Source organism: Variovorax sp. PBS-H4 (assembly GCF_901827205.1).
GTDB lineage: Bacteria > Pseudomonadota > Gammaproteobacteria > Burkholderiales > Burkholderiaceae_C > Variovorax.
In genome coordinates this window covers 5242817-5262329 of record NZ_LR594675.1, presented here as the reverse complement: position 1 = coordinate 5262329, position 19513 = coordinate 5242817, and the positions used below count along the sequence as shown (strand labels likewise).

Here is a 19513-nt window from a genome sequence, read left to right as displayed (position 1 = left end):
TGTTTTCCGTGGGGTGAACGCGCACGCCGATGCTCGCGCGATGCCTCGATGCTCAGTCGAGCTTGATGCCGAAGGTCTTGACGATGTCCGCGTTGCGGTCGTATTCCTGCCGCAGCTCGCTTTGCGCCTGTGCCAGCGACCGTTCCGGCATCGGCTCGAATCCGGCACCGATCAGGCGCTCGCGCACCGTTGCATTCGCTGCGACCTTCTGCAAGGCCGCATGGATCTTCTCGGCCAGCGGTGCCGGCATCTGCGACGAGGCGATCACGCCGGTCCAGTTGCTGAAGTCGAGCTGTGGGTAGCCGAGCTCCGCCAGCGTGGGCACGTTGGGAAATTCGGCCATGCGCGTCTTGGTCGCGACCGCCAGCAGCCGAACCTTGCCGGCAGCGATCAGGTTCTTGGAAGTGACCGCCCCGTCGAACATGAGCGGAACCTGGCCGCCCATCAAGTGGGCCAGCGCCGGTGCCGATCCCGGGTAGGGCACGTGCTGCATGTCCAGGCCCGCCGCCTTGTTCAGGATGGCGCCGGCGTACTGGGATGCCGTTCCTGCGCTGTAGGAGGCGTAAGACACCTGGCCGGGATGCGCCTTCACGTAGGCGATGGCCTCCTTCGCGTCCTTGGCCGGGAACTGCGGCGAAGAGATGAAGAGCATGGAGGAAAGCGCCATCAGCGAGAGGGGCTTCACGTCCTTGAGCGGATCGAAGCCTCCCTTGAGCACATGCGGCACCTCGGTGAGCACGTTGCTGGCCGTCACCATCAGCGTCTGGCCATCGGCCGGCTGCGAGAGCAGGTACTTGACGGCGATGGAGCCGCCCGCGCCCGGCTTGTTCTCGACCACCACCGGCTGGCCGATGTCGCGCGAGAGCTGGTCGCCCACGATGCGCGCCATCACGTCGATGGTGCCCCCCGGCGGCGCAGGAACGATCATCTTGACCGGCTTGTCGGCAAAGGCCGATGCCGAGATCGGCGCCAGCGCAGCGGTGGCGAGCGCGGCACACAGGACCAGGTGGAAAGAGCGCTTCATGGTGTCTCCTGTGCCGCGCTCAGGCGGCCTTGCGCAGGAAGCCTTGCTGGCCGCCATTGCGATTGGGCGCGAAGCCGTTGGCCAGCAGCGTCTCTTCCACGGTGTCGTAGAACACGCCGATCTTGCAGATCTCGCGCGCCTGCTGCGCGGTCGCGATCGGGCGGCCGAATTCGCGGGCGATGCGCACCAGCTGCTCGATCTGCGCCACGGTGCCGACCTTTGCCGTGCGCGACTGGTTCCAGAGGTTGTCCTCGGTGCCGCAGCGCACATGCAGCCCCAGCGCGATGCCCATCATGTTGATCGGCAGCACATTCAGGACCGAGCTCTCTACCGTCAGCATGGCGCCGTCGGGCACCGCACGCACGAAGTTGGCGAGGTTGTAGATGTTCGGCGCGTCCATCCCGCCGCCGATCGCCACCCAGTTCAATGCCAGCGGGCCCTTGTAGATGCCGCGGCGCATCAGCCGCTCGACCGACTCGAAGCTGTTGATGTTGTAGCACTGGAAGGCGCTCTGGATGCCTGCGGCCGACAGGCGCCGGATGTGCTCCTCGGCCCAGCCGGGCTGGGCCGGCACGGTCATCTCCTTGTAGGCGTTGAAGACCGCCGGGTCCTCCATCGACGTGCCCTGGATGTCCCTCGCGTCGAACTGCTCCAGGATGTTCATCTGGGAGGTGTTGATGGTCACCGTCACCTGGTCGGGCTTGGGCTCCAGCTCCGCCAGCATGTGGCGCGTGTCGTCGCTCAGCCATTTGGCGGCCGCGCCGTCGGTCTCGGGCGCAAAGCTGATGGAGCCGCCCACCTGGATGATCATCTCCGGCACGCGGGCTCGCACGCCGGCGATCAGCTCGTTGAACTTGGACAGCCGCTTGGAGCCCTTGCCGTCCAGTTCGCGAACATGCAGGTGCAGCACGGTGGCGCCGGCCTCGTAGCAATCCACCGCCTTCTGGATCTGCTCTTCCATCGTCACGGCGATTTCGCCGGGAAAATCGGAAGGCACCCAGGAGGGGGCGTAAGGCGCCGCGGTGATGACCAGTGGCTGCTGGTTCTCGGGAAACAGGTGACCGTCGAGGAAGTTCATTGAATGCTCCGGGAATGTCGAGGAAAGGGATGCGGGGTCAGGAAGTGGGCGTGCCGACGATGCCGGCGCGTTCCATCTTGCGATGGCACGGCGGGTAGTCCATCACGGCGTAATGCTGTGTCGCACGGTTGTCCCAGATGGCCACGCTGCCGGGCTGCCACCGCCAGCGCACCTGGTACTCGGGAATGGCGGCCTGGCTGAGCAAGTACTGCAGCAGCGACGACGAGCCCTGCACGAAGTCCTGTCCGCACCGCACGTTGGCGGGCGTGTGGAAGTTGGTGAAGTGCGTCGTGAAGCTGTTGACGAACAGCACCTTCTCGCCGGTTTCGGCATGGATGCGAACCACCGGATGCTCGGCATCGGGGTACTGCGACTTGAGCATCAGCCGCTTCTCGATCGGCATGGCCGCGCCGAATGTCGCCTCGATGCTGTGGCGCGCCCGCAGCGGGGCGATCAGCGTCTTGATGTGCTCGGGCAGCCTTTCGTAGGCCAGCGCCATGTTCGCCCACATGGTGTCCCCACCGACCGGCGGGCACTCGACGCAGCGCAGCACGCAGCCCATCGGCGGCTCTTCGCGCCAGGTCGCGTCCGTGTGCCAGCTGTTCTCATAGCGATCGTTCGGTGCATCGGGCGACTTGTAGATCCGCACCAGTCCGGGGTGCTCGGGGTCGCTGCCCGCGACCGGGTGGTCTTCCAGTTCTCCGAAGCGGCGAGCAAAGGCGACGTGGTCTTCGCGACTGAATGTCTGGTCGCGCAGAAAGAGCACCTTGTGGCGCAACAGCGCAGCCTTGATCTCGGAGAACAGCTCGTCGCTGCGAACTGCGTCGGCAAGGTTGACGCCATTGAGCTGCGCGCCGATGGCGCACGTCAGCAATTCGATCTGCATGTTTGTCTCCGTCTTTTGTTGACTGAACTGTAGGAGCCGCTGCGCATCGGCGCTTTGCAGTTCATGCCATTCGCTTGACATTTCATGCCAGAATTTGGGCACGACTGAAAGGCTTCGACGATGGTGGCCTTGGTGCGCGCTGCGGCGCTGACGAATTTCTCCGAGGTGGCACGGGAGCTCGGATTCGATCCGGGCGCAGCGCTGCGCAGGGCGGGTCTGCGAGCCGAGCTGATTCGCCAGCCGGACCAGCTGATCGAAGCCGATCGCGTGGCGCGCCTGTTCGAGGACGCTGCGCGCGATACCGGCTGCGAGTCTTTCGGTCTGCGCATTGCAGCCCGCCGCCAGCTGTCGAACTTCGGCGTGGTCAGCCTGCTGCTCATGCACCAACCCACGCTGCGGCAGGTGCTGCTGACGCTCATCGAGCACCTGCACCTGCTCAACGAGCGGCTGGCCATCGGCGTCGAGGACGTGGGGGGTCTCGTGGTCCTGCGCGAGGAACTGCTTCTTCCGGTCGCTGCGCGCCAATCCATCGAACTCGCGATCGGCGTGCTCTACCGGCTGGGCGAGGAACTTCTTCAGGAGCGCTGGCGGCCCACGAGCGTGAGCTTCACCCACGCGGCGCCGGCAGACCCTTCGTTTCATCGGCGCTTTTTCAAGTGCCGCATCGAGTTTAATGGCGCCTTCAACGGGCTGGTGTGCCGGGCTGCCGATCTCGATGTGGCCAATTCCGCGGCTGATCCCGTGCTCGCCGAATATGCCAAGAAGATGATTGCGGCCCTGCCCGATGATCGGGAGCGCTCGGTCGACCAGGAGGTTCGCAAGGCGATCTACCTGATGCTTCCTGCGGGGCGGGCGACATGCAAGTCCGTCGCATACGGCCTGGGGATCAGCATGCGCACGCTGCAACGGGAACTCGACGCCTGCGGACTCACCTTCAAGGGCTTGATCGGTGAAGTGAGGCAGGAACTCGCGCCGCGCTATGTCGCCAATACCCATCACAGCCTCGGCGAGGTGGCGGCCATGCTGGGCTACACCACGCACAGCGCGTTCACCCGGTGGTTCGGCACCCGGTTCGGCTGTTCGCCGGAGGCATGGCGCACCCGGTCGGCGCCTCAGCCTGGCGTCAAACCAGCGGCCCCTCGCGTCAATGCTCGGCCAGCATCCCGCGTTCCTCGATGAAGGAAACAACCTCCGCCAACCCGTCCTTCGTCTTGAGGTTGGTCATCACGAAGGGGCGCTGCTTGCGCATGCGCCTGGTGTCGGCTTCCATCACGCCGAGGTCGGCACCGACGTAGGGGGCAAGGTCGGTCTTGTTGATCACGAACAGGTCGCTCTTCGTGATGCCGGGACCGCCCTTGCGCGGGATCTTCTCGCCGGCCGCGACGTCGATCACGTAGATCGTGAGGTCGCTGAGCTCGGGGCTGAAGGTGGCAGCCAGGTTGTCGCCACCGCTCTCGACGAAGACCACGTCCGCATCGGGAAAGTCCGCCAGCATGCGGTCGATGGCCTCGAGGTTGATCGAGGCGTCCTCGCGGATCGCCGTATGCGGGCAGCCACCGGTCTCCACGCCCATGATGCGCTCGGCCGGCAAGGCGCCGGCCACCGTCAGCAGGCGCTGGTCTTCCTTGGTGTAGATGTCGTTGGTGATGGCGATCAGGTCGTACTTGTCGCGCATCGCCTTGCAGAGCATTTCCAGCAGGGTGGTCTTGCCGGAGCCGACCGGGCCGCCGATGCCCACGCGCAGCGGCGGCAGCTTCTTGGTGCGATGGGGGATGTGGTGCAGGGCGGAGCTCATGATGGTCAGGTCGGATCAGCTTCGAAATAGGCGCGAGTACTGGGTTTCGTGGCGGGCGGAGAGCACGGCGAGCATCGGAGAGAAGGCCTGGCGCTCATCATCCGCCAGCGCGAGGGCCTGGTCCACTGCCGCCGGAATTTCAGCAGCCAGGCGGCCGAGGATGCGCTGGCCCGCACTCTGGCCCAGCGGCACGGCCTTGACCGCGGCCGCCGCCATGTTCTCGGCCCAGCCGAAGGCGAAGGCCAGGCAGGCGTCGCGCACCGGCGCCTCGGTGCGGCCGGCCGCGAACGCGAAGGCGATCGGGTAGCTGGCGGGCAGGGCGTCGAAGACCGCGGCCGCATCGGCGTGCCGCAGCTTGAGCCATTCGACGAAGGAGCGGCCCATCTGCTCGGTCTGCAGCCGGAATTCGGCCGATTCGCGGGTCTGGAACACCCAGTCGTTGAGATCGCGGATGCGTGCGAGCTCGCCGTCGCGCCAGGCGCCGATGGCTTGTGCGACGACGGCCAGGTCGCTGCGCGCCAGGCTCAGGTGGAGCTGGTCGGCCAGCCAGTCGGCCACTGTGGCCTCGTTGCCGACGCCGGCCCATTCGATCGCCGCCTCCAGGCCTTCGGAATACGAGAAGCCGCCGACCGGCAGGGCCGGCGAGGCCAGCCAGATCAGCTGCAGCAGGCTGGCCGCGGGCAGGGCGCCCGGCGCGTCAGCCATCAGTGCGAGTGGCCGTGGCCATGCGCGTGATCGTGCGAGTGGCCGTGGTGATCGTGGCCGTGATCGGTCGTGGGCGCCGCGGCATAGGCATCCGGATGCAGCACCGGCCCGATCGGCGCGCGGCCGTGCGAGTGGCCCTGGGCTCCATAGGCACCGCCCTCGGGCTCGAAGGCCTCCTCGGCCTCGCGCACGATCAGGTGCATCGAGCGCAGCATGCCGGCCAGTACGTGGTCGGGCTCGATCTTCAGGTGGTCGGGCTTGAGTTCGATGGGCACGTGCCGATTGCCCAGGTGGTAGGCCGCGCGCATGAGGTCGAAGGGCGTGCCGTGCTCGCTGCAATGCGTGATGACCAGCACCGGCTGCTTCGCCGCGATGACCTTGATCAACGAGCCGTCTTCTGCCACCAGCACGTCGCCGCCGCGCACCAGCGTGCCGCGCGGCAGGAACACGCCGAGCTGGCGGCCCTGGGAGTCGGTGGCGTCGAAGCGGCTTTTCTGGCGCACGTCCCAGTCGAGTTCGACGCTGGCGGCGCGCTTCAGGAGCACGGACGCGAGGCCGCCGCCCTGGGGCATGAGTTTGTTGGCTGTGAGCATGGACAAGAGAAGGACTTGAGGTAGCAGCTGTTCCCCGGTAGCATAACAATTGTTATAACTTAGGCGGGGTTCGTATGTCGGCACTCAAATTGACGCAGATCGGGAATTCCGTGGGCGTTATCTTGCCCAAGGAAGTCCTTGCCCGCTTGAAGGTTGAAAAGGGCGACACACTGTTCCTGACGGAAGCGTCCAACGGCGTAATGCTCACGCCCTATGACCCGGACATGGAAGAGCAATTGAAGCTGGGGCGCGAGTTTATGCGGGAGTTTCGCGACACCTTCCACCAGCTCGCCAAGTGAGCATATGGCGCTGGGTCGACCAGCATTCGCTCATCCTGTTGAACGACGAGAGCCTCGCCGAGCACGGTGGCGCATCGGGCTTGTGCGACGAAGGTCTGCTCCAGTCTGCTCTGGCTCGGCCGCGCCATCTTGTTGCCTATGGCGAACCCGATCTCGCCGAACTGGCGGCAGCCTACGGAATCGGAATTGCCAAGAATCACCCCTTCGTCGATGGCAACAGACGCGCAGCTTTTCTTGCGGTCGGCTTGTTCCTGGCACTCAATGGATGGCGGTTGAATGTCGCCCAGGCTGAAGCGACCCTCGTGATGTTCGACGTCGCGGCAAGCACGATCGACGAGGAAGGATTTGCTGCGTGGATCCGGGAGCACCTGAAGCAACGCTGAGCCCCGGGTCAGAACAGAAAATACCGCTGCGCCATCGGCAGCACCACCGCCGGATCGCAGGTGAGCAACTGCCCGTCGGCGCGCACCGCATAGGTCTGCGCATCGATCTCCATCTTCGGCGTGTAGCCGTTGTGCACCATGTCCTGCTTGCGCACGCCGCGGATGTTCTTCACGGCGCTCAGAGTCTTGGCCAGGCCGTAGCGCTGCCCGATACCTGCAGCCAGCCCGGCCTGCGACACGAAGGTCAGCGAGCTCTTCGCCAACGAACCGCCGAAGGCGCCGAACATCGGCCGGTAGTGCACCGGCTGGGGCGTCGGGATCGAGGCGTTGGGGTCGCCCATCGCGGCCATCGCAATACTGCCGCCCTTCAGGATGGTGAAGGGCTTGACGCCGAAGAAGGCCGGCTTCCACACCACCAGGTCGGCCCACTTGCCGACCTCGATGCTGCCCACCTCGTGCGAGATGCCGTGCGCGATGGCGGGGTTGATCGTGTACTTGGCCACGTAGCGCCTGGCGCGTGCGTTGTCGTTGCGGCTGCCGTCCTCCGGCAGCTTGCCGCGCTGGCCCTTCATCTTGTGCGCGGTCTGCCAGCAGCGGATGATCACCTCGCCCACCCGCCCCATGGCCTGGCTGTCGGAGCTGAACATGCTGATCGCGCCCAGGTCGTGCAGGATGTCCTCGGCCGCGATGGTCTCCTTGCGGATGCGGCTCTCGGCGAAGGCCAGGTCCTCGGGGATGCCGGCGTCGAGGTGGTGGCACACCATCAGCATGTCGACGTGCTCGTCGAGCGTGTTCACGGTGTAGGGCATCGTCGGGTTGGTGGAGGAGGGCAGGAAGTTCGCCTCGCCCACCACGCGCAGGATGTCGGGCGCATGGCCGCCGCCCGCGCCCTCGGTGTGGAAGGCGCAGATGCCCCGGCCCTTCACCGCCGCGATGGTGTTCTCGACGAAGCCCGACTCGTTCAGCGTGTCGCTGTGGATCGCCACCTGCGTATCGGTGGCGTCGGCCACGTCCAGGCAGTTGCTGATCGCCGATGGCGTGGTTCCCCAGTCCTCGTGCAGCTTGAGGCCGATCACGCCGGCGTCGATCTGTTCGTGCAGTGCAGCCGGGAGGCTGGCATTGCCCTTGCCGAGAAAGCCGAGGTTCATCGGAAACGCGTCGGCCGCCTGCAGCATGCGCTCGATGTGCCAGGGCCCCGGCGTCGCGGTGGTTGCGAAGGTGCCGGTCGCCGGACCGGTGCCGCCACCCAGCATGGTGGTGACGCCCGAGGCCAGCGCCTCCTCGATCTGCTGCGGGCAGATGAAGTGGATGTGGCTGTCGATGCCGCCGGCGGTGACGATGCTGCCCTCGCAGCTGATGACTTCGGTGCCCGGGCCGATGACGATGTCCACACCGGGCTGCACGTCCGGGTTGCCGGCCTTGCCGATCGCGACGATGCGTCCGCCCTTCAGTCCGATGTCGGCCTTGACGATGCCCCAGTGGTCGAGGATGAGCGCATTGGTCAGGACGGTGTCGACCCCGCCTTCGGCGCGCGTGCGCTGCGATTGGGCCATGCCGTCGCGGATGGTCTTGCCGCCGCCGAACTTGACCTCCTCGCCGTAGCCGCCGGCGCGCAGGGTGTAGTCGTCCTCGACCTCGATCACCAGGTCGGTGTCGGCCAGCCGCACGCGGTCGCCCACGGTGGGCCCGAAGATTTCGGCGTAGGCACGCCGCCCGATCGTTGCCATGCTCAGAGCTTTCCTTGAACCAGCCCGCGAAAGCCGTAGACCACCCGGTCGCCGCCGAAGTCCACCAACTCGACCGTGCGCTGCTGACCCGGCTCGAAGCGCACCGCGGTGCCCGAGGCGATGTTCAGGCGCATGCCGCGCGCGGCCTCGCGGTCGAAGTCCAGTGCGCCGTTGGTCTCGGCAAAGTGGTAGTGGGAGCCGACCTGGATCGGCCGGTCGGCGGCGTTGCGCACCACCAGCGTCAGTGCGCGGCGGCCGGGGTTGAGCGCATGGTCGCCCTCGTCGGTGATGAGTTCGCCCGGATTGATCATGCGACCCCGCCGAGCAATGCGATGCCGAAGAGCGCGACCGCCGTGCCGGCGACGCGCGGCATCCAGCGGTGGCCGCCGCGCAGTGCCCAACCGACCGCAATGCCCGCGGCATGCAGCGACAGCGTGGCGGCAACCATGCCGGCCAGCGTGAGCGCGGCGCCCGGCTCGCTGGCCAGTTCCTGCCCATGCGCGACGCCATGGAAGAGCGCGAACAGGCCGACCAGTGCCGCTGCGGCCAGGGCCGGCAGCCGGCGCTGCGTGAAGACCAGCAACCCCAGCACCAGCAACGATGCCCCGATCATGGGCTCCACTGCCGGCAGCGCGACGCCGGCCAGGCCCAGCACCGCGCCCGCCAGCAGCATCAGTGCAAAGCCCAGCGGCGCCCACAGCAGATCCGGCCACGCTCGCCGTGCGGCCAGGGCGCTCCACAGACCCACCGCCACCATGGCGGCCAGGTGGTCCGGACCGGTCAGCGGATGCACGAAGCCGGTGGCGAGGCCGTGATGCAGCCCGGCGTCGGCGCCCGTGTGGGCGGCCGCGGCGAGCGGCAGTGCGGCGACGAGGAGCAGGGGAACCTGGCGAAGAAGGCGAATGGTCATGGTGTGCTCGGGTTGTTCAAACGATGGGCTGGTGGACCGTGACGAGCTTGGTCCCGTCCGGAAACGTGGCCTCGACCTGGATGTCGGGGATCATCTCAGCGACACCTTCCATCACGTCGGCACGCGACAGGATGCTGCGGCCCTCGCTCATCAGCGCCGCGACGGTCTTGCCGTCGCGCGCGCCTTCCATCACGGCGGCCGAGATCAGGGCCACTGCTTCCGGGTAGTTGAGCCTGAGCCCGCGTGCGCGGCGCCGCTCTGCCAGCAGGGCGGCGGTGAAGATCAGGAGCTTGTCTTTTTCGCGCGGTGTCAGTTCCATGGCGGAAGGCGGGTCGTCGCTTCGTCGGGGCGAGTCATTATGGGCAAGCCGGAGGCATTGCAACAGTCGTGCCGATGGCACGGAATCTGCACCTGGGCGACGTGGACCCGACCGCCGTTCCCCCGCTCGCCAGCGACGAAGCGCCGCAGCGCATCGTCAAGGTCCGGCGCGACTACAACAGCTGGGTGGCGCGCGAGACGCTCGAGGACTATGCGCTGCGCTTCACGCCGCAACGCTTTCGCCGCATGTCGGAATGGCGCGTGGCCAGCACGGCCTTCGGCGGCGCCGCCTCCTTCCTGATCCTCGAGGCGGTGGGCGCCACGCTGCTGGTGCAGTACGGCTTCGTCAACGCGGCCTGGGCCATCCTCGTCACCGGGCTGATCATCTTCCTCGCCGGCCTGCCGATCAGCGTCTATGCAGCGCGCTACGGCGTCGACATGGACCTGCTCACGCGCGGCGCGGGCTTCGGCTACATCGGCTCCACGCTGACCTCGCTGATCTACGCCTCCTTCACCTTCATCTTCTTCGCGCTCGAGGCGGCGGTGATGGCCTATGCGCTGGAACTCGCGCTCGGCATTCCGGCAGCCTGGGGGTACCTGGTCTGCGCGCTGGTGGTGATTCCGCTGGTCACCCACGGCATCTCGGCCATCAGCCGGCTGCAGGTGTGGACGCAGCCTCTCTGGCTGGTCATGCTGGTGGTGCCGTTCGTCTATGTGGTGGCGCGCGATCCTGGTGCGTTCTCGGGCATCGCGCACTACAACGGCGTCAAGGCGGGCGAAACCGGGTTCGATCTGCACCTCTTCGGTGCCGCGCTCACGGTCGGCATCGCGCTCATCACCCAGATGGGCGAGCAAGCCGACTACCTTCGCTTCATGCCTGTGCGCACCGCCGCCAACCGTGGCCGCTGGTGGGCCGGCGTACTGGCGGGCGGCCCGGGCTGGGTAGCGCTGGGCGTGCTCAAGATGCTCGGCGGGGCGCTGCTGGCCTATCTCGCGATCGGCCACATGGTGCCACCCGAGCGTGCGGTGGACCCGAACCAGATGTACCTCGCGGCCTACGAGTACGTCTTCCCGCAGTATGGCTGGGCGGTGGCGGCCACGGCCTTGTTCGTGGTGATCTCGCAGCTCAAGATCAATGTCACCAACGCGTACGCCGGTTCGCTTGCCTGGAGCAACTTCTTCTCGCGCGTCACCCACAGCCATCCGGGACGCGTGGTGTGGGTGGTGTTCAACGCGCTGATCGCCTTCATGCTGATGGAGATGAACGTGTTCGAGGCCCTGGGGGATGTGCTGGGCCTCTACGCCAACATCGCCATCGCCTGGATGATGGCCGTGGTGGCCGACCTCGTGGTCAACAAGCCGCTGGGGCTGTCGCCGCCGGGCATCGAGTTCAAGCGCGCGCACCTGTGGGACATCAACCCTGTGGGTGTGGGCGCGATGGCGCTGGCCTCGGTGCTGTCCATCAGCGCGCACCTGGGCGCCTTCGGGCGCACCGCGCAAGCGTTCTCGGCGCTGATCGCACTGGGTACCGCCTTTGCCGCTGCGCCGCTGATCGCCTGGGCCACTCGCGGCAAGTACTACATCGCCCGGGTGTCGGCCGAAGGCGGGGCCGGCACCTTCGCGCCAGGCACCGGGCCGCGCATGGTGCGCTGGGCGCGGGTCGAATCCGAGGCCGGCAGCTACCCGCGCCTGAGCACGCAGCGCTGCGTGATCTGCGAGCGCGACTACGAAGGCCCCGACATGGCGCATTGCCCGGCCTACCAGGGCGCGATCTGCTCGCTGTGCTGCACGCTCGATGCACGCTGCGGCGACCTGTGCAAGCCCGAGGCGAGCCTGTCGGCGCAGTGGTCGGGCGCCCTGCGCTGGCTGCTGCCGCGGCGGGTCTGGCCCTACCTCGACACCGGGCTCGGACACTTCCTGCTGCTGATGCTGATCGTGGTGCCCTTGCTCGCCGCGGTGTTCGGCGTCCTGTACCGGCAGGAACTGCGGGGCATCGGCGAGAGCGCGCTGGCCGACATGGCGCAGGCCACCACCTCGCTGCGCTCCGGCTTCCTCAAGGCCTACATGGCGCTCCTGCTGATCGCCGGCATCGTCGCCTGGTGGCTGGTGCTGGCTCAGCAGACCCGCAAGGTGGCGCAAGAGGAATCGAACCGCCAGACACGGTTGCTGATGCGCGAGATCGAACTGCACCGCGAGACCGACCGTGCGCTTCAGGCCGCCAAGCAGACGGCCGAGCGGTCTCGCGAGCAGGCGGACCAGGCCAACCAGGCCAAGAGCCGCTACATCAGCGCCATCAGCCACGAGCTGCGCACGCCGCTCAACAGCATCCTCGGCTACGCGCAGCTCATGGGCGAGGACGCGGCCGTGCCCCCGCACCGGCGGCAGGCAGTGGCGGTGATCAAGCGTGGCGGCGAGCACCTGCTGTCGCTGATCGAGGGCACGCTGGACATCGCCCACATCGAGGCCGGCAAGCTCACCCTGCATGCCCGGCCCATGCAGTTTGCCGACCTGATGGTCGAGCTTGCCGACATGTTCGAATTGCAGGCGGCCGAGAAGGGCCTCGCCTTTCGTTTCGAGCCCGAAGGCGATCTGCCCGAGCTGGTGCGCGCCGACGAGAGGCGCGTGCGGCAGATCCTCATCAACCTGCTGGGCAACGCGATCAAGTTCACCACCCTCGGGCGCGTCACGCTGCGCCTGCGCTATGCGCGCGAGTTCGCGGCGATCGAGGTCGAGGACACGGGCCCCGGCATGTCGGCCGAGGAACTGGGCCGCATCTTCGAGCCCTTCGCGCGCGGGGCCAGCGCCGGCAGCTCGGCGCCGGGCGCGGGGTTGGGACTGACCATCGCGAAGATGCTGATCGACCTGATGGGAGGCGAAATGAAGGTGCAGAGCGCGCCGGGCGCGGGCTCGCTGTTCCGGGTGCGGCTGTTCCTGCCGCGCGTGCATGACGCGAGCGGGGCGGGCATCCGGCGCGTCGCGGCCGCGGCGGCGCCCCGTCAGCGGCGCGGCTACGAAGGCCCGCACCGGCGGCTGCTGGTGGTCGACAACGAAGAGGCCGACCGCGAGCTGCTCGTGCAACTGCTCGCGCCCCTGGGCTTCGAGCTGCGCACCGCCGCCAGCGGCCACGATGCGCTCGACCTGGTGGCGGCCGGCTGGCACCCGCATGCCATGTTCGTGGACCTCGCGATGCCCGGCATCGACGGTTGGGAGACCATCCGCCGTGTGCGCGCGCTCGGCCTGTGCGATGCGCAGGTCGCCATCGTCTCGGCCAACGCATTCGACAAACGGCTGGACAACGACGTCGGCATCGCACCCGAGGATTTCTTCGTCAAGCCCGTGCGCCACAGCGAGCTGCTCGACTGGCTGGAGCGGCGGCTGGCGCTGCGGTGGACCGACGTCGCCGTGGCAGCGCAGCCGGTGCCGGCCGAGCCCGCCGCCGCGCTGCCCGACGCAGCGCGCCTTCGCGCCCTCGGCGATGCGGTGAGCCTGGGCTACTTTCGCGGCGTGATGAACGCGCTCGATGCCATCGATGCCGCCCAGCCCGAGTGCGCGGCCTGGACCGCCGCGCAGCGGGCGCTGGCGCGGCAGTTCCAGTTCGAGGCCATGAGCCGGTCGTTGGTTGCGGCGGGGAGCATTCCATGAGCGGCGAAGCAAGCGCGCCGCCCCTGGGCCACAGCTTGCGCGAGCACGCCGGCACCGGCGACCTGGTCCTGATCGTCGACGACGTGCCCGACAACCTCGCCGTGCTGCACGACGCGCTGGACGAATCGGGTTATGCGGTGCTGGTCGCCACCAGCGGCGAGCAGGCGCTGCAGCGTGCGGCCCAGACGCGCCCGGACATCGTGCTGCTCGACGCGATGATGCCCGGCATCGACGGCTTCGAGGTCGCGCGCCGGCTCAAGGCGGATGCCGCGACCGCCCACATCCCGATCGTCTTCATGACCGGCCTCACCGAAACCGAGCACCTGGTCGCGGCGCTGGAGGCGGGCGGCGTCGACTACGTCACCAAGCCGATCAAGCCGAAGGAGGTGCTGGCGCGGATGAATGTGCATCTGCAGGGCGCGCGCCGCGCGCGGCAGGCGGCGCAGCAGGCCGGCCAGGCGCGCAACGCGCTCGATGCCTTCGGCTACGCCAGCGTCACCGTGCGCATGCCCGAAGGCAAGCTGGTGTGGCAGACCGCACTCGCGCGCGAGCTGCTGCAGCGCTACTGCGGCAGCAGCGCACCGGCGACGCCGCAAGTCGTGCTGGAGTGGCTGCACCGCCACCTGCCCGATGCGCGGCAGCACCAGATTGAACCGCCCGTACTCTCCATCGCGCACGGCGCCGCCGCGCTCAACCTTCGCCTCCACCAGCAGACCGGCCAGGACGACGCGGGCGACGACTGGCTGATCATCATGCGGGAGGTTTCCGGCTCGGCCGTGATCGAGGCCATGAGCCTGAGCCTGAAGCTCACGGCGCGCGAGGCCGAGGTGCTCTACTGGGTGGTCAAGGGCAAGACCAACCGCGACATCGGCGAGATCCTCGGCAGCAGCCCGGCCACGGCGAAGAAGCACCTGGAGCGGGTGTACGTGAAGCTGGGTGTCGAGACCCGCACCGCAGCCGCCGGCGTGGCGATCAAGCGCATCCGCGAGCTGCAGCCGCAGTTCGAGCTGTGAGGGTGCGCGCGCGGATGGCCTGACACGGCCGGATCCTAGAATGCGCGGCCATGATCCGACGCGCACTGGCAGTCCTCCTCTGGCTGGCCGCGGCATCCGCCCAGGCCGGCGGCCACTTCGACGTGGACGATGCGGGCATGCTCGACCCGGGCCGATGCCAGTACGAGTTCTGGGGGACGCGCGTGCGCAGCGCGCACAGCACGCTCTGGCATCTGGGGCCGGCCTGCCGCGTCGGCCCCATCGAGCTGGGGTTCAACATCGATCGGATCTCCGTGCCCGGCGATACGGTCCACGCCCTCGGGCCGCAGCTCAAATGGACCTTCCTCGGGCAAGCGCCCGAGGCCCGCTGGAGCGCTGCCGTTTCGATGGGCCTCGCCTCCCAACTGCCGAGGCGTGGCGGGCGCAGTGGCGGGCAGTTCGTCGTTCCGGTGACATGGCGCGCCACCGACAGCCTGATGGTCCATGCCAACCTGGGTGCCGACTGGGCCACCGGCAGCGGCGCGCGTACCGCTCGCCGCGGCCTGGCGGGCGAGTGGGCGCTGAACGGCACGGTCTCGCTGATCGCGGAACGCGACCGCGCCTCTGGCCTGTGGACCTCGCGCGTCGGGGCGCGCGTCAGCATCACGCCGCTGATGAGCATCGACCTCAGCGCGGCGCGCACCGGGCCGGGCGGCGTGCGCAGCTTTTCCGTTGGGCTGAATCACGAATTCGGCCGCTGAAGCCGGCCTGCTGGCCCTGAGCTGCCAATCCAGCACCTTTCCCGAAGGATGCCGTCCAGCCGCGAGGCCGCTGTTCCGGGTGCATCAGCCGCCGACGAGCGCGCGGTAGTCCCGCCGCGTCGCCGGTGCGACCGAGTCGACCAGCTGCGCATGGGGGGTCTTGTGGCGCGCCAGCATGCGCGCCGATGCGACGGCCTTGGAGCGGCAATACCAGTGGCAGGTGTGCTGCATGAGGAAGAGCTCTGCGGACAGGGTGTACGCCTTGTCCCGGGGCGTTCGCTGCAGGCTGTTGGCCGCCGCTTCGGCGATGCCTCGGGCGTGGAGCGCCAGGGCGCGGCGCATGTCGAAGCTGTACGCCGGAAGCAGGCGCTGCGCGAACGGAAGGGCGAGCGGCAGCGTGCTCACCCGTGCATCGGCGTCTTCGACACGCGCGAAATCGGCGGCGAAGCGCTGGAACTGGCCGGCCAGCGTCTGCTCGGTGGTGTCGAGCAGTTTCCAGATCTGCTCGCGCCGCGCCGGGTCGTTTTCGCCGAGGCAGCGCAGATAGCCCTCGGTCAGGTTCTCCATCAGCCTTTCGATCTGGTAGCGGCCAAGGTGGCTGGCGAGCAGCAGGATGCGCCTCTTCTGCTCGCGGGTCTTCAGCAAGTGCACGGCGAGCAGGAGCACGGCGGCCAGGGTGAGGAATTCCATGAAATGTGTCCGGCGGCGATGAAGACTGCAGGCGAGTGTATTGAGCGAAGGAGCGCAGCTTATTGCCACAGATCGTCGAAGCCCCCGGGCGGCTCCAGCCGCTTGCCGCGCAGCACCAGGCGCAATGGGCCCGGCATGACGCGCGAGCGTTCCGGGTGCAGCGGGTCGCCGGGGTAGGCGACGGCGCGGTGGCCATCGATGTCGAAGGTCAGCGGGCGCACGACGCAGGGGGCGCGGCATTCCGCCTCCGCCATCATCGAGCCGACGCTCGCATGGCGGCTCAGGTGGGCGAGGCTCATGATCTGCGGCCCCGCCAGCACGATGTCGCCGCGCCAGTAGCGCTCGAGCGCGTCGTGCGGACGCATCCAGGCGCATAGCACGGCTTCGTGCGCGTCATGCAGCGGCTCCTGGCCGGCGGGCGCGCGTGCGATGAAGAAGCGCGTGTCGAAGCGCTTGCCGGGCGAATGCAGGGCTTGCGGCGGCGTGATCCAGCGCGACCAGGGCCGCATGGCGCGCGTCGCCAGGCGCAGGCCGAGGCGCGCGAGCATGTCGTTGAAGGACACGCCCTGCGCACCGAGGGCCGTGGCCTCCAGTGCGCCTGGACCGTCGAGGCCTTCGGCGAGCAGCAGGCCGCATTCCTCGAAGACCTCGCGCACGGCCGCGACGTGAATTGCCGCGGCCGTGGCGGCATTGATGGCCGGCTCGGCGAGCAGCGCGTGCAAGCGCTCGGGCGGCTCGTCGAGATGGGCCGCCGGATCGAGCTGCGCATCCGACGCATCCACCTTGCCGCCCGGAAACACGTAGGAGCCGCCGTGCACGTCCGACAGCGCATGGCGCTGCATCATCAGCACTTCGGGCCCTGCCGCGCCGTCGCGGCAGATCAGCACGGTGGCGGCGGAACGGATGGGAATGGGTGTTTCGGTCATGGCAGTGTTCATGGGGTCTCCGCGCCTTCCACCAGAAAGCGCACGCGCCTCACGCCCTGCCATTCGTCCGCATCCAGCCGGAAGGCGATCACGACCCGCGGCGGCAGCGGCTCCGTGTGGCCGAACCAGATGCCGTCCACCGGCTGCCCCTTGTGCCGCAGTTTGAGCGCGAGATGCTTCTCGGCCACCAGCCGCTGCGAGATGACCTCCACCTCCTCGCTGAAGGTGGGCGGCGCGAAGCCCTGGCCCCAGACCTCGCGGTGCAGCGTGTCGACGAGGTCGACGCGCAGGTACTCGGGCGCCAGCGGGCCGTCGGTGTCCAGGCGGCGCATCAGCGCGGCCGCGTCGAGCCACTCGGCAGCGACCTGGGCGAGCGCGCGCTCGAAGGTGTCGAAGTGTTCGTGCGCAACGGTGCAGCCGGCCGCCATCGCATGACCGCCGAAGCGCAGCAGCACGCCGGGGTGGCGCTTGGCCACGAGGTCCAGTGCATCGCGCAGGTGGAAACCCGGGATCGAGCGGCCCGAGCCCTTGAGTTCGTGCTCCTTGCCCGGCGCGCCGCTGGCGGCAAAGACGAAGGTGGGACGGTGGTAGCGGTCCTTGATGCGCGATGCGACGATGCCGACCACGCCTTCGTGGAACTCGGCGTCGAAGACGCTGATGGCGGCGGGCGGTGTCTCGCTGCCGCCCAGGTCGAACAGCGATTCCGCCATCAGCAGCGCCTGTTCGCGCATGCCGCCCTCGATATCGCGCCGCTCGCGGTTGATGCCGTCGAGCAGGCGCGCCAGCTCCTCTGCGCGGGCGCTGTCGTCGGTGGTCAGGCACTCGATGCCCAGCGTCATGTCGGCCAGGCGTCCGGCCGCATTGATGCGCGGCCCCAGTGCGAAGCCGAAGTCGAAGGTGGTCGCCGCTGCCGCATTGCGGCCGGCGGCCTTGAAGAGGGCGGCCAACCCGGCAGGCATGGCGCCGGCGCGAATGCGGCGCAGGCCCTGGGCCACGAGGCGGCGGTTGTTGGCATCGAGCCTCACCACGTCGGCCACGGTGCCGAGGGCGACCAGCGGCAGCAGGGCATCGAGCTTCGGCTGCGGTCTGCTGGCCCCGCGACTTGCCTCTTCGTGTGCTTCGCTAGCCCCCGAGGGGAAGGCTCGACCGCCTTGGGGCGGCCTGGCGGTGGCCGGCAGATCGAATACACCCCGCGCGCGCAGCTCCGAGCGCAGCGCCAGCAGCACGTAGAACATCACGCCGACGCCGGCGATGCTCTTGCTGTCGAAGCCGCAGGCGGGCTGGTTGGGGTTCACCAGCACATCGGCCGCGGGCAGCGCCGGGCCGGGCAGGTGGTGGTCGGTCACCAGCACCGTGAGCCCGCGTGCCTTGGCGGCGGCCACGCCCTCGACGCTGGCGATGCCGTTGTCCACGGTGATCAGCACGTCGGCGCCGGTCGCGGCCACGCGCTCGGCGATCGGCGGCGTCAGGCCGTAACCGTCGATCACCCGATCGGGCACCAGGTAGCTCACATGGCGGGCGCCCAGGAGGCGCAGCCCGCGCAGCGCCACGGCGCAGGCGGTGGCGCCGTCGCAGTCGTAGTCGGCCACGATGCACAGGCGCTTGTCGTCGCGGATCGCATCGGCCAGCAGCACGGCGGCCTCGCGCGCGCCGTGCAGGCCATCGGGTGCGAGCAGGCGCGCCAGGCCGTCGTCGAGTTCTTCACGGTTCTGCACGCCGCGCGCGGCATAGAGCCGGGCCAGCAGCGGATGAACGCCGGCCTGTTCCAGTGCCCAGGCACTGCGCGGCGGGATGTCGCGGGCGACGATCTTCATCACAGCCCCTCCAGCACGGGCGGCGCGCTGGCGCGCTGGAACAGGGACCGCGCCCAGCGCGCGAGGCCGCGCTGCTGCACGCCGAAGCGCTGCGCGGCGCGGTCGCCGCACAGCGTCAGCATGACCTCGGCGCCTGCGTTGTAGGCAGCCAGCAGTTCGGCCACGGGCCCGTCGTCGAGCGCCGCCCAGGCGTGTGCCCAGCCGGCACCGTCGTCGCGCAGGGCCGCCTCGCGCAGGTTGTCGGCCACCCGGGGCTCGGCCTCCGAGGGCGCGGCGTCGGATGGCAGCCGCCCCGTGCCGCTGAGCCAGAAGGAGTTGATCGGTGGCTCGCCGCGTGCGGTGCGCTCGTCGTTGACGCGCTCGGTGTAGAGCAGCATCTGCATTTCGTTCTGCAACCGGCGCAGCGAACGGGCGCCGTCGGACAGCGGCGACCATTGTGCGATGGAGCGCCCGACCGCGCGGTCGACCGATGCGGTCGCCAGCCCGTCGAACATGCGGCCCTGCGCCAGCCACCGGTGTGGCGTGGCCGAAGCATGCAGCGCGATGCCGTCCTCCTCGAAGTAGGGCCTGGCGATCTCGAGCAGGGCGGCCGACTCGGCCGCCTCGATGCGGATCGCGCCCGGATCGCCCAGCATCACGTCGTCGATGCCCACCTGCCAGTGGCACAGGGTGGCGATGCCCCAGCTGCCCGTTTCGCCAGCGCCATCCAGGCCCGCGCGGCGCGCTTCCAGGGCGGCCCAGGGGATCTGCCCGTCGGGTGCCGAGATACCGAGCGCCGCGGCCAAGGCGCGCTCGTGCGGGGGTGACAGGGTGCTTTCGTCCTGCAGGTCTTCGTGCACCAGCGCGAGGCGGGAGAGCAGGCTTTCCAGCCTGGGCAGCCGCAGGCTGCGCATCGCCTCGCGGCAGGCCGGGGTGCCGCGGCCGGCAAAAGGAATGAGCAGATGGGAGGCAGAGGGCGGCACGGGCATGGGCCTATTGTCCGGGATGCCAC

General features: G+C 68.7%; 20 protein-coding genes. 6 read left to right on the top strand and 14 right to left on the bottom strand.

Annotated features, from left to right (window positions below; genetic code table 11):
• Nucleotides 1-52 precede the first annotated feature (52 nt).
• From E5CHR_RS25095 to E5CHR_RS25085, 3 genes are read right to left on the bottom strand one after another with little or no spacing between them, the layout of a single operon-like run.
• Entirely contained in the window at nt 53-1024 is a 972-nt protein-coding gene (locus tag E5CHR_RS25095) for a Bug family tripartite tricarboxylate transporter substrate binding protein (RefSeq protein WP_162582346.1), read from the bottom strand.
• Nucleotides 1025-1043: 19 nt separating this feature from the next.
• Nucleotides 1044-2102: a 3-keto-5-aminohexanoate cleavage protein gene (locus E5CHR_RS25090; RefSeq protein ID WP_162582345.1), complete on the bottom strand. Its 1059-nt coding sequence runs from the start codon at nt 2100-2102 to the stop codon at nt 1044-1046.
• Nucleotides 2103-2139: 37 nt separating this feature from the next.
• On the bottom strand, nt 2140-2988 hold the full coding sequence (locus E5CHR_RS25085) for a TauD/TfdA dioxygenase family protein (RefSeq protein ID WP_162582344.1): 849 nt from the start codon (nt 2986-2988) through the stop codon (nt 2140-2142).
• Between the two features lie 120 nt (nt 2989-3108).
• On the opposite strand from E5CHR_RS25085, the gene E5CHR_RS25080 reads away from it, so the two are divergent.
• Nucleotides 3109-4167 carry an AraC family transcriptional regulator gene (locus E5CHR_RS25080; RefSeq protein ID WP_162582343.1) on the top strand — a complete coding sequence of 353 codons (1059 nt, stop codon included), beginning with the start codon at nt 3109-3111 and terminating at the stop codon, nt 4165-4167.
• Here E5CHR_RS25080 and ureG read toward each other — a convergent pair.
• Genes ureG through ureE form a run of 3 tightly spaced genes read right to left on the bottom strand, consistent with a single transcriptional unit; the run spans nt 4133 to nt 6081 of the window.
• The gene (ureG, locus tag E5CHR_RS25075; RefSeq protein ID WP_162582342.1) at nt 4133-4783 is read right to left on the bottom strand and encodes an urease accessory protein UreG; all 651 of its coding nucleotides are present in this window, start codon (nt 4781-4783) and stop codon (nt 4133-4135) included. The genes E5CHR_RS25080 and ureG overlap by 35 nt on opposite strands.
• A 15-nt stretch (nt 4784-4798) precedes the next feature.
• Entirely contained in the window at nt 4799-5488 is a 690-nt protein-coding gene (locus tag E5CHR_RS25070) for an urease accessory protein UreF (RefSeq protein ID WP_162582341.1), read from the bottom strand.
• Complete coding sequence (ureE, locus tag E5CHR_RS25065) at nt 5488-6081, bottom strand: urease accessory protein UreE (RefSeq protein ID WP_162583892.1); 594 nt, start codon at nt 6079-6081, stop codon at nt 5488-5490. The genes E5CHR_RS25070 and ureE overlap by 1 nt, the downstream gene beginning before the upstream one ends.
• A gap of 74 nt (nt 6082-6155) precedes the next feature.
• On the opposite strand from ureE, the gene E5CHR_RS25060 reads away from it, so the two are divergent.
• The gene (locus E5CHR_RS25060) at nt 6156-6380 is read left to right on the top strand and encodes an AbrB/MazE/SpoVT family DNA-binding domain-containing protein (protein WP_162582340.1); all 225 of its coding nucleotides are present in this window, start codon (nt 6156-6158) and stop codon (nt 6378-6380) included.
• On the top strand, nt 6377-6763 hold the full coding sequence (locus E5CHR_RS25055; protein WP_162582339.1) for a type II toxin-antitoxin system death-on-curing family toxin: 387 nt from the start codon (nt 6377-6379) through the stop codon (nt 6761-6763). The genes E5CHR_RS25060 and E5CHR_RS25055 overlap by 4 nt, the downstream gene beginning before the upstream one ends.
• Before the next feature lie 8 nt (nt 6764-6771).
• On the opposite strand, the gene ureC is transcribed toward E5CHR_RS25055, so the two are convergent.
• From ureC to E5CHR_RS25035, 4 genes are read right to left on the bottom strand one after another with little or no spacing between them, the layout of a single operon-like run.
• Entirely contained in the window at nt 6772-8490 is a 1719-nt protein-coding gene (gene ureC, locus E5CHR_RS25050) for an urease subunit alpha (protein WP_162582338.1), read from the bottom strand.
• 2 nt (nt 8491-8492) lie between these two features.
• A complete protein-coding gene (locus tag E5CHR_RS25045) occupies nt 8493-8798 on the bottom strand; it encodes an urease subunit beta (protein WP_162583891.1) in 306 nt (101 codons plus the stop codon).
• The gene (locus E5CHR_RS25040; protein WP_174255742.1) at nt 8798-9400 is read right to left on the bottom strand and encodes a HupE/UreJ family protein; all 603 of its coding nucleotides are present in this window, start codon (nt 9398-9400) and stop codon (nt 8798-8800) included. Before E5CHR_RS25040 ends, E5CHR_RS25045 begins: the two co-directional genes overlap by 1 nt.
• A gap of 16 nt (nt 9401-9416) precedes the next feature.
• A complete protein-coding gene (locus E5CHR_RS25035; RefSeq protein ID WP_162582337.1) occupies nt 9417-9719 on the bottom strand; it encodes an urease subunit gamma in 303 nt (100 codons plus the stop codon).
• A 74-nt stretch (nt 9720-9793) separates the two neighbouring features.
• On the opposite strand from E5CHR_RS25035, the gene E5CHR_RS25030 reads away from it, so the two are divergent.
• From E5CHR_RS25030 to E5CHR_RS25020, 3 genes are read left to right on the top strand one after another with little or no spacing between them, the layout of a single operon-like run.
• Entirely contained in the window at nt 9794-13360 is a 3567-nt protein-coding gene (locus E5CHR_RS25030; protein WP_162582336.1) for a hybrid sensor histidine kinase/response regulator, read from the top strand.
• Nucleotides 13357-14373 carry a response regulator transcription factor gene (locus E5CHR_RS25025; RefSeq protein WP_162582335.1) on the top strand — a complete coding sequence of 339 codons (1017 nt, stop codon included), beginning with the start codon at nt 13357-13359 and terminating at the stop codon, nt 14371-14373. The genes E5CHR_RS25030 and E5CHR_RS25025 overlap by 4 nt, the downstream gene beginning before the upstream one ends.
• A gap of 50 nt (nt 14374-14423) precedes the next feature.
• On the top strand, nt 14424-15092 hold the full coding sequence (locus E5CHR_RS25020) for a hypothetical protein (RefSeq protein ID WP_232062187.1): 669 nt from the start codon (nt 14424-14426) through the stop codon (nt 15090-15092).
• 84 nt (nt 15093-15176) lie between these two features.
• Here the strand turns inward: E5CHR_RS25020 and E5CHR_RS25015 are convergent, their stop codons facing one another.
• The 4 genes from E5CHR_RS25015 to E5CHR_RS25000 are packed head-to-tail and all read right to left on the bottom strand — an operon-like array spanning nt 15177 to nt 19490.
• Nucleotides 15177-15782 (bottom strand): hypothetical protein, encoded by a 606-nt coding sequence (locus tag E5CHR_RS25015; protein ID WP_162582334.1) that lies wholly within the window; start codon nt 15780-15782, stop codon nt 15177-15179.
• Nucleotides 15783-15841: 59 nt separating this feature from the next.
• A complete protein-coding gene (locus E5CHR_RS25010; RefSeq protein WP_162582333.1) occupies nt 15842-16720 on the bottom strand; it encodes an NUDIX hydrolase in 879 nt (292 codons plus the stop codon).
• Nucleotides 16717-18522 carry a single-stranded-DNA-specific exonuclease RecJ gene (recJ, locus tag E5CHR_RS25005; protein ID WP_162582332.1) on the bottom strand — a complete coding sequence of 602 codons (1806 nt, stop codon included), beginning with the start codon at nt 18520-18522 and terminating at the stop codon, nt 16717-16719. Before recJ ends, E5CHR_RS25010 begins: the two co-directional genes overlap by 4 nt.
• Nucleotides 18522-19490: a hypothetical protein gene (locus tag E5CHR_RS25000; RefSeq protein WP_162582331.1), complete on the bottom strand. Its 969-nt coding sequence runs from the start codon at nt 19488-19490 to the stop codon at nt 18522-18524. Before E5CHR_RS25000 ends, recJ begins: the two co-directional genes overlap by 1 nt.
• Between the last annotated feature and the right edge of the window lie 23 nt (nt 19491-19513).

Excerpts from the sequence above, each read along its gene's own strand:
- E5CHR_RS25070 (WP_162582341.1), bottom strand. The coding sequence starts at position 5,488 with ATGGCTGACGCGCCGGGCGCCCTGCCCGCGGCCAGCCTGCTGCAGCTG.
- recJ (WP_162582332.1), bottom strand. The coding sequence starts at position 18,522 with ATGAAGATCGTCGCCCGCGACATCCCGCCGCGCAGTGCCTGGGCACTG.
- E5CHR_RS25000 (WP_162582331.1), bottom strand. The coding sequence starts at position 19,490 with ATGCCCGTGCCGCCCTCTGCCTCCCATCTGCTCATTCCTTTTGCCGGC.
- E5CHR_RS25020 (WP_232062187.1), top strand. The coding sequence starts at position 14,424 with ATGATCCGACGCGCACTGGCAGTCCTCCTCTGGCTGGCCGCGGCATCC.
- ureG (WP_162582342.1), bottom strand. The coding sequence starts at position 4,783 with ATGAGCTCCGCCCTGCACCACATCCCCCATCGCACCAAGAAGCTGCCG.
- E5CHR_RS25040 (WP_174255742.1), bottom strand. The coding sequence starts at position 9,400 with ATGACCATTCGCCTTCTTCGCCAGGTTCCCCTGCTCCTCGTCGCCGCA.
- ureC (WP_162582338.1), bottom strand. The coding sequence starts at position 8,490 with ATGGCAACGATCGGGCGGCGTGCCTACGCCGAAATCTTCGGGCCCACC.
- E5CHR_RS25015 (WP_162582334.1), bottom strand. The coding sequence starts at position 15,782 with ATGGAATTCCTCACCCTGGCCGCCGTGCTCCTGCTCGCCGTGCACTTG.
- E5CHR_RS25030 (WP_162582336.1), top strand. The coding sequence starts at position 9,794 with ATGGCACGGAATCTGCACCTGGGCGACGTGGACCCGACCGCCGTTCCC.
- E5CHR_RS25080 (WP_162582343.1), top strand. The coding sequence starts at position 3,109 with ATGGTGGCCTTGGTGCGCGCTGCGGCGCTGACGAATTTCTCCGAGGTG.
- E5CHR_RS25010 (WP_162582333.1), bottom strand. The coding sequence starts at position 16,720 with ATGAACACTGCCATGACCGAAACACCCATTCCCATCCGTTCCGCCGCC.
- E5CHR_RS25060 (WP_162582340.1), top strand. The coding sequence starts at position 6,156 with ATGTCGGCACTCAAATTGACGCAGATCGGGAATTCCGTGGGCGTTATC.
- E5CHR_RS25035 (WP_162582337.1), bottom strand. The coding sequence starts at position 9,719 with ATGGAACTGACACCGCGCGAAAAAGACAAGCTCCTGATCTTCACCGCC.
- E5CHR_RS25090 (WP_162582345.1), bottom strand. The coding sequence starts at position 2,102 with ATGAACTTCCTCGACGGTCACCTGTTTCCCGAGAACCAGCAGCCACTG.
- E5CHR_RS25085 (WP_162582344.1), bottom strand. The coding sequence starts at position 2,988 with ATGCAGATCGAATTGCTGACGTGCGCCATCGGCGCGCAGCTCAATGGC.
- E5CHR_RS25095 (WP_162582346.1), bottom strand. The coding sequence starts at position 1,024 with ATGAAGCGCTCTTTCCACCTGGTCCTGTGTGCCGCGCTCGCCACCGCT.
- E5CHR_RS25025 (WP_162582335.1), top strand. The coding sequence starts at position 13,357 with ATGAGCGGCGAAGCAAGCGCGCCGCCCCTGGGCCACAGCTTGCGCGAG.
- ureE (WP_162583892.1), bottom strand. The coding sequence starts at position 6,081 with ATGCTCACAGCCAACAAACTCATGCCCCAGGGCGGCGGCCTCGCGTCC.